We start from the raw sequence: 12,950 nt of genomic DNA on the forward strand, positions 1-12,950 counted from the left end.
CGGGCGATCGCCGCCTGCCAGGGCACCCTCGCAACGAACTCCGCAACCTCGGCGGCATCAGCTCCTCGGGCGAAGTTTCGTATTCGTGTTCAATAGACAGTTTTCCCGCGGTCGGCGATCCTCAGCGCAGCCGTTGGCAGCGCGGGCAGAGGTGTGAACTGCGGTTCATGAACTGCTGCCGCACGAGCAGTGTGCCGCAGCGGGGGCACGGCAGACCCTGCCGGCCGTAGGCGTTGAGGCTGTGCGAAAAATACCCGGACTGACCATTCACGTTCACGTATTGCGCATCGAAACTGGTGCCGCCCTCGGCCAGGGCCCGGTTCAGGATGCTGCGGACCGCGCCGAGCAGCGCCCGCCCGTGCGCGGGCGACAGGGAGTCTGCCGGCTGCTCGTAGTGCACCCGGGCCTCGAAGAGGGCCTCGTCGGCGTAGATGTTCCCAATGCCGCTGATCAGAGTCTGGTCGAGCAGGGCGCGCTTGATCCCGGTCTTCTTGCGGGCCAGGGCAGCCAGGAGGAGCGGCGCCGAGAAGCCCGGATCCAGCGGGTCGCGCGCGATGTGCGCCACCTGCGACGGGATCAGCCCCGACCAGTCCAGGCCTGACCCGGCCAGCCCGTCCGCCCCGGTCGCGCCGCCTGCGAGCCCGGAGTACCCGGCCGTCAGCCCGTCGCGGGTGGGCTGCATCGAGTCCACGGCCATACCGCCGAAGATGCGCTGGTCGACGAAGTTGACCCACAGCTCGCCGTGTTCCGGGTGCTCGATCTGCAAACGGATGCGCAGGTGCCGGTCCGTGTCCGATCCAGGGCTGCGCAGCAGCACCTGACCACTCATTCCGAGGTGCACGACCAGGGCGCGCCCGGAATCCAGCGGCAGCCAGAGGAACTTACCCCGGCGGACGGCGGCGAGCGCAACCCGGCTCTGCAACAGGTCGGCGAACTGCCCGCTCGCGGAGTCATGGCGACGCAGGGATCGTGGCTCGAAGACCTCGACGCCGGCGATCACGGCGCCGGTTACGGCCGGCGCCAGGCCGGCGCGAACGACCTCCACTTCAGGAAGTTCGGGCATGCGAGCCTTTCAGCGACACGGCCTGACAGCAGCTCAGGGAGTGCTGAGGCGCGTCCAGGCGTCGAGCGCGGCGGCCATCTCGGCGTGCTTCTTGCTCGTGCCCTCGCCGACCGCACTGACGTCACCCACCGTGACGGTGGCGATGAAGATCTTGGAGTGATCGGGTCCGCTTTCCGCGATGGAATACACGGGAACCCCGGTTCCCAGGCGAGCCGCGGCTTCCTGCAGGCTCGTCTTGGGGTCCATGGACACTCCGAAGTGCCCTGGGTCACGGAGGAGCGGCTCGATCAGGCGCAGGACGAGCGCCGTCGCCGTCTCTCCGCCGGAGTCGAGGTAGACCGCTCCGATGAGCGCCTCGACGGTGTCGGCGAGGATCGACGACTTGTCGCGCCCGTTGGTGAGGATCTCGCCGCGGCCGAGGCGAACGTACTCACCCAAGCCGATGCCGCGCGCGATGCCCGCCAGGGCAACGCTCGACACCAGACTGGCCCGGCGCTTGGCAAGGTCACCCTCGTCGAGCTGCGGGTACTCCCGATAGAGCATGACCGTCACGGCCTGCCCCAGGATCGAGTCACCGAGAAATTCGAGGCGCTCATTGTTGGGTATGCCGCCGTGCTCGTACGCGTACGAGCGGTGGGTGAGAGAGAGCTCAAGCAAGGCCGGGTCGATCTGCACGCCGAGCGTCGTCAGCAAAGACGAGACCTCGGGTTCGACGCTCACGAGTGCTGACTCAGGGAGTGCCCGCGAGGCAGATGCCGACAAACACTGATGCCGCGACTCGACGGACCAGGTCCCTGAATCGGGGCTCCCAGCATCCGTCGGCGCGGCATCAGACGTTCGAGCACAACGAGACTAAACGTCGGCGACCTTGCGGCCCTTGTATTCCATGAACAGCGCCGTGCCGGCGGCGTCGGTGACGACCTTGGCGCGGTGCGGCAGGCTGTAGACAACTTTGCCGTTTTCCATGGTCTTGACCAGGGTGGGAGCCTCGGCCTTCCAGCAGGAACGACGTGAACGGGTGTTGGAGCGTGATTGCTTGCGCTTCGGGACTGCCATGACTACTTCTCTTCTCTATCCGTTTCAGCCTGGATGTCTTCATCCGTGCCGCTGCTTTCGGAAGCTTGGAATTCCATGAGCGCGGCCCACCGGGGATCGCGCTTTTCTTCGGGTAGGAACTCAGGGGCCTCGGCAAGCCGTTCACCGGTCTCGGGGTCGAGACCTGGGCAATCCGGCCGGCAAACCGGCTGGAACGGCAGTGACAACACCACCGCATCCCTGATCAGAGGTTCAAGATCCACGTGGTCATCTTGAACTTCACTTTCATAAGCTTCGTGTAGAGAGTACGCGAAAAGCTCGTGAAACTCGACCTGGACCGGCAATTCGACGTCGATGAGGCATCTGCCGCACTCTCCGGCGGCTATTCCGGACACCTGGGCCGACACGAGGATGCCCTCGTGCAGGGTTTCGAGGCGCAGGTTCGCGATCACGGTGGAGCCGGCCTTCACGGCGACCAGGCTCTCGCCGAGGTCTCCCGGCACGACGATTTCGAGGTGCCGTTCGTGCATGGTGCCCGGGCGGTTGATCAGGTCGCGCACATCGACCTTGTACGGGGTCTTCTTGAATCTACTCACGAGAAAATATTCTACGCGTTCACGGCTGGGCGTCCGATTCGTCGATCGGCGGGGCGCCAGAGCGATGCCGGCAGCAGCGTCGCCCGCACCCGCAGGCGCCGGCCCGACACCGAATGGATGCCGCGGAGCACCACGTCGAGGTCGGCCACGCGTTCCGCCGCCCGCGCGGACTGCGCGTCGTCACCCGGTCGCCCGTAGTGGCTGCGCTCCGCTCCCACGAGGAGCCGGTCGAGGGCCTCGGCCGGGGCTCCCCCGCCCGGACCGGCGCCCTCCGTGACGCTCTCGGCGCCGCCTACCGAGCCGATGAAAACCCGTAGCCGGGCGGCGAGCTCGCGCGGCGTCTCGGTCTCCCGCACGAAGACGCCATGGTCCACCGCCGTGTCGCTGACCTCACGCCACGCCTCCACGGCCCCGCTCTGCCCCGACAGGAGGCCCCGGCGCCGCAGCATCCGCCGAATCACCCGGAGGAGGGCCGGCAGCAGGAGCAGCGCGAGCGTCCCGAGGACGAGCAGGCCGAGACGGATGATGCCGCCGCGCGAGTCTGCGGGCGAAGAAGCGTCGGCCTGGGCGTCAGCGGCGTTCTGGCCGCCGAGGTCCTCGGGGCGCGGCGCGTCCGACGGACCGGCCTGGCCGGAATCAGTCAGCGGCACGGTGACGGCATCGTCTTGCGTGTAGGCAGGCACGGCGCCGCGGCCGGGCGTGGGCTCGAAGGGCACCCAGCCGACGCCCTCGAAGTAGACCTCCGTCCACGCGTGCAGGTCGTGGGTGTCGACGCTGTATTGGCCGACCCCGGCGACGGAACCCGACGCGGACAGCGACCCGGGTTGGTAGCCGATCGCGATCCGGGACGGGATGCCGATCGATCGGGCCATCGCCGCCATCGCCGAGGAGAAGTGCACGCAGTACCCCGTCTTCACCTCGAGGAAGGTGCTGACGACGTCAATGCCGCCACCGTCATAGCCGGCCTCGACGGGAGCCTCGGTGTCGTAAGCGAAGTCGCTGCCGCGCAGGTAGTCCTGCAGTGCCCGCGCGGCCTCGTACGCGCTCGTGGTGCCGGCGGTGACCTCACGCGCGGTGTCGCCGATCAGGGCCGGAGTCTCGGCCGGCAGCCTCAGGCTGCGCCGGATCTCCGCCGGATAGGCACCCTCGGCTTCCCGCAACTGCTCCGCCGTCGGCTCCAGCGTGAGCGCGGTGACGGTGTATTCCTGGCCGCGGGTCGTGTCGCCGGGGCTCGTGATGGACCCGGTCGCCTCGTTCCAGTACCAGGCGCCGAGCAGGCCGGTCACCGAGCGGGGCGGCGCAGGGGTCGGCAGCCACCGGGCGGCCAGGTTGTCGATGCCGATGGTCGTGATCGTCTCGCTCGTCTTGATATCGGGTGAGAACCCCGGCGGCAGGTCGATGTCGTCGACGGCGTTCGCGCGACTCCCGGGCGCCTCCCCGGCGGTCCAGTTGCGGCCCGAGAGTTCATCGAGTGTCAGCAACCGAAGGTAGGGCGGCCGAGTCGCCGTGGTGCGGAAGTGCAGCACCGGTTCGGCGTCCGGCCGACGCAGGTCCTGACCGAGGTTGATCATGGGGCTGACACCGTTGGAGAACAGCAGGCTGCTGCCCGGGCGCACACCGCTGAGGCTGCCCCCAGGCAAAACGGGCGTCGCGACGCTGACCACGATTGCCGCCACGATCGCGAGGCTGCCCACGACGACCGCTCCCCCGAAGGAGTCGGGCACGTGGCGCCGCCCGGGCGCGACCGTGCCGGGCCCCGCTACGGCCGACGGGCCGGGCAGGCTGCCGGCCCGGCGCATCCGGATCTCGACGTGGAGGAGCAGGAGGTAGGCGGCGGCCGTGAGTACGAGGGCCTCGAGGTTGGCCTCGTAGCCGAGGGCAAGCCCCGGCACGAGCAGCGGCACCAGAACGGGCAGTCCGGCGAGCGCGGGCACCCGCAGGAGGACCGCGAGCGTGTCGATCAGGATCGCGATCACGCCGGCGCCGGCGCTGAGCAGGAACAGGATGCCGGCGGTCGCCTCGGCCGGCGTCGATTGCTGCTCGATGGAGACCGCCCCGGAAAGCGCCAAATCGCGGAACCGGTCGATCGTCTCCCCGGTCGGGATCAGCCAGAGCCAGCCGCTTCCGGCGCCGAAGAGCAGCGTCAGGACGGCCACAAGAACCCCGAATCCGGCGAGCGGCCCGAGGAAGACGGGCAGCCCGGCGCGGCGGAGTGCGGCAGAACCGAGCAGGACGCCGGCGGCCGTGAACGTCATCAGCCACCACCAGCCCGTGTCCTCGAGCAGCGGCCCGAGGCCGGCGTCGGCCACGACCAACAGCAATAGGAGTGCGAACGCGAGGGGCCACTGCGCCCGCTTGAGTCGGTCCGCCCGGGCGGAGGGATCGTGCCGGGTGGTGCGAGTGCCCTGGTCGGGAGCAGCCTGGTCGGGAGCGACCCGGTCAGACGGCGTCATTCAGGGGCCTCCTCGCGCCGATCAAGTCCTCCCAGGCACGGGGGATGTCCCGGGCCTGGTGCACGGGGATGCAGCGCCAGCCGGCCTCGCGCAGCCGGCACACGGCATCCGTTCGAACCGTGGGCAGCACGAACGCCACCGCGGGGCGGCTCTGGGACACGAGGTCGGCGAGCTCGGTCAGATCCCGGTCGTCGACGGCGACGAGCACCGCGAAGGTCGGCAGCAGCCCGCCGGGCACCACGAGCGTGCTGAGTTTCGCGGCGGTCCCGGACTCGGGCGTACCAGGTTGGACGGCCAGGGGTCCGGGCTTCGCTGCGGGGCCGCCGAACGTGTACGTCTGTTCTGCTGCGTCCTCGGCGGGCTCCGCCGGGTCGGGCGGGTCCGCCGGCTCGACCCCGGCCAGCCCTTCGAGCAGCAGCGCGATTCCGCCCGGCGGCAGGAAGACGGTGGGAGGGTCGCCGCGCAGGCCGCCGCGGCCACCGGGTCGCCCCGGGGTAGCGTTCGCCTGACCCGGGCTCGCCAGCCTGCCGGACGAGCCCGAGCTGGGGTCGGACAGGCTGGGGTCGGACAGGCTGGGGTCGGACAGGCTCGGGTCGGACAGGCTCGGTCCGGACAGGCTCGGTCCCAGCGCAACCAGGTCGAGCCGGTAGCCGGCCGCCAGCAGGTGCACCCCCACGGATGCCGCGAGCTCGACGGCCACCTCGAACGCCTGCTCGAGGCGCTGCCCGCCGAGATCGGTGCCGCTGTCGGCACCGACGACGGTCGGGCGGCCGCGGCGGCCCCGCAGCGCGGTGTCAAGCACGAGTCGGGCTCCGGGGTTGCTCTGCTCCTCCTCCTGCCGCACCATGATCGCGCCCAGGCGGGCCGTGGCCGGCCAGTTCACGCGGCGCAGCGGGTCGCCCGGCCGGTACTCGCGCGCGATCAAGGGGTCTGCGTTGTGGTTCAGGTGCCGGAGCCGCTCCGGCACGTCGCCGTCGTTCAGGGTGCCGGTGAGGCCCCGACCGGCCAGGGCGGTCACCCGGGGCGTCACCGCCAGGTCGTGCGGCTCCCCCACGGCCCACTCGCCCGAGGCAAGGCCGAAAGGATCCGAACGCCCGATCAGCACCGGGCCCGTTGCGTAGAGACCCCGCCGGGGCAAGCTGAACCGGTACTCGAACCTCACACTGTCTGCACCGGTGTCCAGGCCGCCCTCATAGCGGTCGAGGGCCGGTAGCGGCGTTCCGGCCGGCACGGTCAGTCCGACGTCGCCGGCGTCCCGCCCCCGCACGGTGTCCCGCAGATGCAGGCCCGCCAGGGGCCGGGAGGAAAGGTTCCGCACCCCGAGCCCCACGACGACCTCGCCGCCGGCCGGCACGACCGGTGGGCGCAGCATCCGGGTGACGCGCAGGCGCACCGGATGGATCGAGACGTACCCGAGGGCGGCGACGGGGATGGCCAGGAGGACACCGGCGATGAACAGAAGGTCGCGCTGGTTCGTCAGCAGGGCGAGCAGCAGAAGGCCGGCTCCCACGGCGAGGAACATCCCGCCTCGAAGGGTGAGCCGAGGAATCCGGACGCGCCGCTGCTTCGCCGGCATGGCGTCAGGGATGCCCGGTGGCACCGACGGGAACGGGGGTGGCCGCCACGATCCGGCGAACGATGTCGTCGACCACCGGGCCGCTGTCCTGATGGTGGCCGAGCACCCGGCTGCTCGCCACGAGGCGGTGCCCGAGCACGGCGACGGCGAGGGAGTCGATGTCGTCGGGCAGCACATAGTCCCGGCCGTGCAGCGCCGCCTGGGCCTTGGCCGCCCGGATCAGCTGCAGTGTGGCACGGGGGCTGGCGCCCAGGCGCAGGTCGCGGTCGTCGCGGGTGGCCCGCACCAGGCTGACCGTGTACTCCTTCACCGCGGGAGAGGCGAACACCCGCTGCACGGCCGTCATCATTCCGCGCAGCTGGGCGCCGGAGACGACCGCCTCGATGCCGGCCAGCGGGCTCGACGTGTCGCGGGCATCCAGCATCATCAGCTCGGACTCGGTGTCGGGGTACCCCATCGAGATGCGTGCCATGAACCGATCCCGCTGGGCCTCGGGAAGCGCATAGGTGCCCTCCATCTCGATCGGGTTCTGCGTGGCCACGACCGTGAAGGGCAGCGGCAGCAGGTAGGTGGAGCCGTCGACGGTGACCTGGCGTTCCTCCATGCATTCCAGCAGCGCGGACTGGGTCTTCGGGCTCGCCCGGTTGATCTCGTCCCCGATCACGATGTTCGCGAAGATGGCGCCAGGCTTGAACTCGAATCGGCGGTCCACCTGGTTGAACACCGACACGCCCGTCACGTCGGAGGGCAGCAGGTCGGGGGTGAACTGGACGCGGCTGACCGTGCAGTGCACGGACTTGGCCAGCGCCTTGGCCAGCATGGTCTTGCCGACGCCGGGAACGTCCTCGATCAGAAGGTGCCCCTGGGCCAGCAGCACCGTGAGAGCCGTCGTGACGGCCGTGTGCTTGCCGTCGATGACGGTTTCCACATTGCGGATGATCGCACGCGCCGAAGCCTGGACGGCCGCAAGGTCCATCAGGGTCTCGTCGTCCGTGTCGGTGACAGGTCCGCCCGCGTTCCCGGCGAGCGCCGGAACGGAAACCGAGCGCACGGGCGGCGTATTCACACGCGTGTCTTCTGCAGGAATGCCGCCACGGCCGGCGGCACATAGGGGGTGATATCGCCGCCGAGGGCGGCGACCTGGCGCACCAGGGAACTGGACACGTGGGCGTTGGCCGGGTCGGGCAGCAGGAAGATCGTTTCCACGGCGGCGAGGTTGCGGTTCACGATCGCCATCGGGGTCTCGTAGGCCACGTCCACCTGTGAGCGGATGCCCTTGATCAGCACGCCTGCGCCGACCTCCATGCAGTAATCGACGAGCAGCCCCATGCCCCAGGAGGCCACCACGATGTTGCCCGGCAGCCCGGCGTCCAGGATGGACCGCTGCAGCAGGGAAACCCGCTGGCTGATCGGCAGCAGAGCCGTCTTGCCGGGGTTGTGCACGACGAGCACGTGCAGTTCGTCGAAGAGACCGGACGCCCGTTCAATCACGTCGAGATGACCCCGCGTGACGGGGTCGAATGAACCGGGGACGACGGCGATCCTGCGCATAGCGATCACCCTAGCCCCAGTGCGTGAACGGTGCCTGAGCGCGCTCCGATCCTGCTGTCAGGACTTGGTGAGCGAGGCCCGCTCCGCGTCGTCGAGGCGCCGCCGCACCGCCTCCCGAAGCGCCGGGACCGATTCGAGGTGCGGGTCGTGCTCGCTCAGGCGCTGCGCATAGCCCCTGGCCTCCCCGATCAGGTCGCCGTCGGTCGCCACCCTCAGCAGGCGTAGTGAAGAGCGGCCCCCGGACTGGTTGCTGCCGAGCACATCGCCCTCCCGGCGCAGCTCCAGGTCGACCTGGGCCAACTCGAACCCGTCGAGGGTGGCAGCGACAGCCTCGACTCGCTCGCGCGCGATGGTTTCGGCCTCCGCGCTCGTGACCAGGAGACAGAGCCCCGGCACGCCGCCGCGGCCCACCCGGCCGCGCAGCTGGTGCAGTTGCGAGACGCCGAACCGGTCGGCGTCCAGCACCACCATGGCGGAGGCGTTCGGCACGTCGACGCCGACCTCGATGACGGTCGTCGCCACGAGCACGTCGATCTCACCGGCCGCGAACGCGCGCATGGCCACGTCTTTCTCGTCGCTGGTCATGCGCCCGTGCAGCGGTTCGATGCGGGCGGAGGCCAGGGCCGGGTTACCACGCAGTTCGGCGAGCACCATCTCGACGGATGCCGGCGCTGCCGCCTCGGGATCGACCTCCGCGCTCTCCTCGAGCTGTTTCGGGGCGATGGCCGGGCACACCACGAAACCCTGGCGGCCCTGGGCGAGCTCCTCCGCCAACCGGGTCCACACCCGGGTGACCCAGCCGGGCTTCTCGAACACAGGCACGACGAAGGTCTCGATACCCTGTCGCCCCTCCGGCAGCTCCGCGATCGTGCTCACGTCGAGGTCGCCGAACACGGTCATGGCCACGGTGCGCGGGATCGGGGTGGCGGTGAGCACCAGCACGTGCGGCGGCACGGCTCCCTTCAGCCGCAACGCCTCGCGCTGGTCCACGCCGAACCGGTGCTGCTCGTCGACGACGACCAGTCCGAGGTCGAAAAACGTGACCTTGTCGCCGAGCAGCGCATGCGTGCCGATCACGATCTTGGCTTGTCCGGACACCACTCGGAGCAGCGCCTTGCGGCGCTCCGCCACCGGCAGCTGCCCGGTGAGCAGGGTGGGCATCAACGTGCCCGCCAGCTCGGGGCCGAGCGACCGCACAATCGTGCGCAGGTGCTGGGCCGCCAGAACCTCGGTGGGAGCGAGGAAAGCCGATTGGCCGCCCGTGTCGGCGACGGTGAGCATGGCCCGCAGGGCCACGACGGTCTTGCCGGAGCCGACCTCGCCCTGCAGCAGCCGGTTCATCGGGTGGGTCTCGATAAGGTCGGCGGAGATCTCCATGGCCACGCCCCGCTGGTCCGCGGTGAGGCTGAAGGGCAGGCCGGCATCGAAGCGCTCGAGCAGGCCGCCGGACGACGCCACGCGCGGGGTGGAGCGCTGCTGCCGGGCGGTGAGCCGCTGCTGCACCAGGGCGCTCTGCAGAACGAAGGCCTCGGTGAACCGCAGGGTGTCCCTGGCGCGGCGCCAGTCCGCATCGGTTTCCGGGCGGTGGATCAGCTCGAAGGCCCGGCCCTGCGGCAACAGCCCGCGCTCGGCGCGCAGCTCCGGCGGGATCGGGTCGGGCACCGGGCCCACGCTGTCCAGCAGGATCGCGATGGACTGCGCGACCTGCCAGCTGGCCACGGTGTTGGTGGACGGGTAGATCGCGACGGGCTGCTCGATCCAGAGTTTGGCGGCCGCGGCATCCGTGGGCATCTCGGGTTCGTCGTCGGCGCCGGGGCCGAAGAGCTTGTAGGTCGGGTGCGTGAGCTGCAGGTGGCCCCGGTAGTCGGTGACCTTGCCCGCGAACATTCCGCGCGTGCCGGGTTGGAGCTGCCTGGCCCGCCAGGACTGGTTGAACCAGGTGAGAGTGAGGATGCCGCGGCCGTCGGAGATCTTCACCTCGACGATCGACCCCTTGCGGGCTTTCATCGGGCGTTCCTCGACCGAGCGGATCTCCGCCACAATGGTCACGTTCTCGTCGAGTGGCAGCAGGCTGATCGACGAGAGCTCGCCGCGGCGGGCGTAGCGGCGCGGGTAGTGGCTGAGCAGATCGCCCACGGTGTGCGAGCCGAAGGCCTTGCCCAGGGCGACGGCCGTTTTGCCGCCGACCACGGTGGCCAGCTTGCTGTCCAGGGTCACCGGGGCGAGAGTCTCCCCAGCCTCCGAATCGGTCATGTCTCGATCGTAGGCGGCACGTGCGACATGCGGCACCGGGTCGGCGCGGGCGCGCCGCGACCTCGGCCGCCGACGGGCGATAAACTCGACGGGTTATGACGCGAATCGTCGCCGGGTTTGCCGGTTCCCTGCCCCTGGCGGTGCCCAAGACCGGCACCCGCCCCACCAGCGACCGCGTGCGGGAGGCGATCTTCTCCGCCCTCGACGCGCGCGACATCATCCGGGGCGCTCGGGTTCTCGATCTGTACGCCGGGTCGGGCGGGCTCGGCCTGGAGGCGGCCAGCCGGGGAGCGCGCATCGTGACCCTGGTCGAGAATAACTTCGGCGCCGCGCAGATGTGCCGCAAGAACACCGAGGCCGTGCTGCGGGCGGCACCGGGGCGGGGCGCCCCGAAGATCAAGGTGAGCAGTCAGTCCGTGCAGTCGTTCCTCGCGGCCACCGGCGATGGATTCGACCTGGTCTTCATCGACCCGCCCTACGACCTGGCCGAGACCGAGCTCGGCCACAACCTTGCCGCCCTAGCGCCGCTGCTCGACGTGGACGCACTCGTCATCGTGGAGCGCAGTTCCCGCTCCCCCGAACCGGTCTGGGGAGCGGGCCTCGCATCCGACCGGCGCAAGGACTACGGCGACACGACCGTCTGGTACGCCTCCCCCGTTCTGCCCGCCGCCTGAGTCGCTCTCAGGCGACGGCGCCGTCCCAGCCGCGATAGGGGTCCCAGCCGGCCTGGTCATGGGGGCGGCCGTCCACCAGGACCGAGCCTGCGGCATCCGTCACCACGCCGACGACGCGGAAGCCGGCGGGCAGCACGGCGCCCGGCGGGAAAGTGGCCAGCAGGCCATGGTCCTCGCCGCCGCCGAGGGAACGCTCGACATTCTCGCCGAGGGCCGACCGGGCGAAGTCGATGCCCACGCTGCTGGCCCGGGCGAGGCGCCCGGCGTCGATGGCGAGTCCGTCGGACACGTCCAGCATCGCGGTCGCGCCGGCGCCGGCGGCGGCCGGACCTCGGTCGATGGGCGGCACCGGTGCGAGCTGCGCGGCGACCGCCTCGGGATGCTGCGCCCGCAACGCGTCCGCCAGCGCGGCATCCGGAACACCGTTTTCGTCCACGGCGAGACGGAAGAGCAGGTCCAGGCCTCGGGCGGCCTCACCGAGGCGCCCGGCCAGGACCACGACGTCGCCTGGCCGCGCCCCGGAGCGCAGCACGGGCTCGCGTCCCTCGAGGTCGCCGAAGGCTGTCACAGCGAGCGTGAGGGCGTCGGACGCGGACAGGTCGCCGCCGACGACGCCGCAGCCCGGGGCCAGCGCCTCGCAGCAGTCCCGCAACCCGTCGGCGATGCCCTCGATCACCGAGATCGGCGTCGATGGCGGGGCGGCGATCGCCACCACCAGTGCGGTGGGACGGGCCCCCATGGCGGCGACGTCGGACAGGTTCGTCGCGGCGGCCTTCCAGCCGAGGTCGTGCGGGGACGACCAGGCGAGCCGGAAATCCGGACCCTGGATCATCATGTCGGTGGTGACAACGTAGCGCCCGTCCGGCGCCCGCATCACGGCGGCGTCGTCGCCGGGGCCGAGGAGCTGAGCCGCGGAGCCCGGCAGTCGCGGGAAGATTCGGGCGAGAACCTCCCCTTCGCTCAGGTCGGCCAGCGTCGCACTCGTGGGGACCATCGCGCCCGCAGCATTCGTCATGCTTCAAACGGTAGCCTGAATGCAATGACTCCCCGCATCCGCTTCCTCCGCACCGGCCTCGCGCTCACGCTCGTCGCTGGTACCGTGCTCCTCACCGGCTGCACGGCGATCGTGCCGCTGGAACCGGCCGCGGATGCCGTCAATCCCACCTGCGCCGACCTCATCGTTCGCCTTCCGACCTCGGTGGCCTCGCTTCCGGAACGTGAGACGAACGCCCAGGCCACGGGCGCGTGGGGCACCCCGAGCGCGGTCCTGTTGCACTGCGGCGTTGCCGTGCCCGCACCGACGACGCTCCCCTGCCTCACGGTCAACGGCATCGACTGGATCGAAGACGACTCGGATGCCCCGCTCTACCGCTACACCACCTACGGCCGCGACCCGGCAACCGAACTGGTCATCGACTCGGACAAGGTCAGCGGGTCCACGGTGCTCGTTGACCTGGCGCAGGCCGTGGGTAACAGCCCCGCGACGGGCCAGTGCCTCGGCGCCGCGGACCTGCTGCTGCCGACCGACGGCGAGACGGTGGCGCCCGCTCCGTAGTCCGCCGCCCTGCCGTCCTGCTGCCCCGAGCCGACAGCCTTAGGAGTTTCGGCCGCACGGGCGGGTGCGGGTGCGGGTGCGGAGTTGTCAAGTGTTACGTCTCATTTCGTTACGCCGCGACGTCTAGGAGCAGCGCCGCCGGCCGGCCCGTAACGTCGCCGGGGAGTCGCCGTCACACGGCGTGCGACCTCTGA

The 12,950-nt window shown here is 70.5% G+C and carries 12 protein-coding genes; 2 read left to right on the forward strand and 10 right to left on the reverse strand.

Going from position 1 to position 12,950, the window contains the following annotated elements:
* Positions 1-121: 121 nt before the first annotated feature.
* From E3O18_RS02585 to E3O18_RS02625, 9 genes are all read right to left on the reverse strand, one after another.
* The gene (locus E3O18_RS02585; RefSeq protein ID WP_134394158.1) at positions 122-1,063 is read right to left on the reverse strand and encodes an Fpg/Nei family DNA glycosylase; all 942 of its coding nucleotides are present in this window, start codon (positions 1,061-1,063) and stop codon (positions 122-124) included.
* A gap of 33 nt (positions 1,064-1,096) precedes the next feature.
* Positions 1,097-1,756 carry a ribonuclease III gene (gene rnc, locus E3O18_RS02590; RefSeq protein WP_241973560.1) on the reverse strand — a complete coding sequence of 220 codons (660 nt, stop codon included), beginning with the start codon at positions 1,754-1,756 and terminating at the stop codon, positions 1,097-1,099.
* A gap of 159 nt (positions 1,757-1,915) precedes the next feature.
* Positions 1,916-2,119, reverse strand: coding sequence for a 50S ribosomal protein L32 (gene rpmF / locus E3O18_RS02595; RefSeq protein WP_066596228.1), 204 nt, complete (start codon positions 2,117-2,119; stop codon positions 1,916-1,918).
* 2 nt (positions 2,120-2,121) lie between these two features.
* Positions 2,122-2,658, reverse strand: a complete 537-nt coding sequence (locus E3O18_RS02600; protein ID WP_241976554.1) for a DUF177 domain-containing protein — start codon at positions 2,656-2,658, stop codon at positions 2,122-2,124.
* A 47-nt stretch (positions 2,659-2,705) separates the two neighbouring features.
* The gene (locus tag E3O18_RS02605; protein ID WP_134417386.1) at positions 2,706-5,147 is read right to left on the reverse strand and encodes a DUF3488 and transglutaminase-like domain-containing protein; all 2,442 of its coding nucleotides are present in this window, start codon (positions 5,145-5,147) and stop codon (positions 2,706-2,708) included.
* Positions 5,134-6,669 carry a DUF58 domain-containing protein gene (locus E3O18_RS02610; protein ID WP_166784869.1) on the reverse strand — a complete coding sequence of 512 codons (1,536 nt, stop codon included), beginning with the start codon at positions 6,667-6,669 and terminating at the stop codon, positions 5,134-5,136. Before E3O18_RS02610 ends, E3O18_RS02605 begins: the two co-directional genes overlap by 14 nt.
* A gap of 58 nt (positions 6,670-6,727) precedes the next feature.
* Positions 6,728-7,699, reverse strand: coding sequence for a MoxR family ATPase (locus E3O18_RS02615; protein WP_134394243.1), 972 nt, complete (start codon positions 7,697-7,699; stop codon positions 6,728-6,730).
* 86 nt (positions 7,700-7,785) lie between these two features.
* The gene (coaD, locus tag E3O18_RS02620) at positions 7,786-8,274 is read right to left on the reverse strand and encodes a pantetheine-phosphate adenylyltransferase (protein ID WP_134394163.1); all 489 of its coding nucleotides are present in this window, start codon (positions 8,272-8,274) and stop codon (positions 7,786-7,788) included.
* A 57-nt stretch (positions 8,275-8,331) separates the two neighbouring features.
* Positions 8,332-10,527, reverse strand: coding sequence for an ATP-dependent DNA helicase RecG (locus tag E3O18_RS02625; RefSeq protein WP_134394164.1), 2,196 nt, complete (start codon positions 10,525-10,527; stop codon positions 8,332-8,334).
* A gap of 95 nt (positions 10,528-10,622) precedes the next feature.
* Between E3O18_RS02625 and E3O18_RS02630 the strand changes: the two genes are divergently transcribed.
* A complete protein-coding gene (locus tag E3O18_RS02630; RefSeq protein WP_134394165.1) occupies positions 10,623-11,201 on the forward strand; it encodes an RsmD family RNA methyltransferase in 579 nt (192 codons plus the stop codon).
* A gap of 7 nt (positions 11,202-11,208) precedes the next feature.
* On the opposite strand, the gene thiL is transcribed toward E3O18_RS02630, so the two are convergent.
* Entirely contained in the window at positions 11,209-12,216 is a 1,008-nt protein-coding gene (thiL, locus tag E3O18_RS02635; protein ID WP_241973558.1) for a thiamine-phosphate kinase, read from the reverse strand.
* A 24-nt stretch (positions 12,217-12,240) separates the two neighbouring features.
* Here thiL and E3O18_RS02640 point away from each other — a divergent pair, with 24 nt between their 5' ends.
* The gene (locus E3O18_RS02640) at positions 12,241-12,756 is read left to right on the forward strand and encodes a DUF3515 family protein (protein ID WP_134417390.1); all 516 of its coding nucleotides are present in this window, start codon (positions 12,241-12,243) and stop codon (positions 12,754-12,756) included.
* The last annotated feature ends 194 nt before the right edge of the window (positions 12,757-12,950 follow it).

The organism is Cryobacterium sp. TMT2-42-4 (assembly GCF_004402645.1).
Lineage (GTDB): Bacteria > Actinomycetota > Actinomycetes > Actinomycetales > Microbacteriaceae > Cryobacterium > Cryobacterium sandaracinum.

Excerpts from the sequence above, each read along its gene's own strand:
- E3O18_RS02585 (WP_134394158.1), bottom strand. The coding sequence starts at position 1,063 with ATGCCCGAACTTCCTGAAGTGGAGGTCGTTCGCGCCGGCCTGGCGCCG.
- rpmF (WP_066596228.1), bottom strand. The coding sequence starts at position 2,119 with ATGGCAGTCCCGAAGCGCAAGCAATCACGCTCCAACACCCGTTCACGT.
- E3O18_RS02605 (WP_134417386.1), bottom strand. The coding sequence starts at position 5,147 with ATGACGCCGTCTGACCGGGTCGCTCCCGACCAGGCTGCTCCCGACCAG.
- E3O18_RS02610 (WP_166784869.1), bottom strand. The coding sequence starts at position 6,669 with ATGTTCCTCGCCGTGGGAGCCGGCCTTCTGCTGCTCGCCCTGCTGACG.
- E3O18_RS02615 (WP_134394243.1), bottom strand. The coding sequence starts at position 7,699 with ATGGACCTTGCGGCCGTCCAGGCTTCGGCGCGTGCGATCATCCGCAAT.
- coaD (WP_134394163.1), bottom strand. The coding sequence starts at position 8,274 with ATGCGCAGGATCGCCGTCGTCCCCGGTTCATTCGACCCCGTCACGCGG.
- E3O18_RS02625 (WP_134394164.1), bottom strand. The coding sequence starts at position 10,527 with ATGACCGATTCGGAGGCTGGGGAGACTCTCGCCCCGGTGACCCTGGAC.
- E3O18_RS02630 (WP_134394165.1), top strand. The coding sequence starts at position 10,623 with ATGACGCGAATCGTCGCCGGGTTTGCCGGTTCCCTGCCCCTGGCGGTG.
- thiL (WP_241973558.1), bottom strand. The coding sequence starts at position 12,216 with ATGACGAATGCTGCGGGCGCGATGGTCCCCACGAGTGCGACGCTGGCC.
- E3O18_RS02640 (WP_134417390.1), top strand. The coding sequence starts at position 12,241 with ATGACTCCCCGCATCCGCTTCCTCCGCACCGGCCTCGCGCTCACGCTC.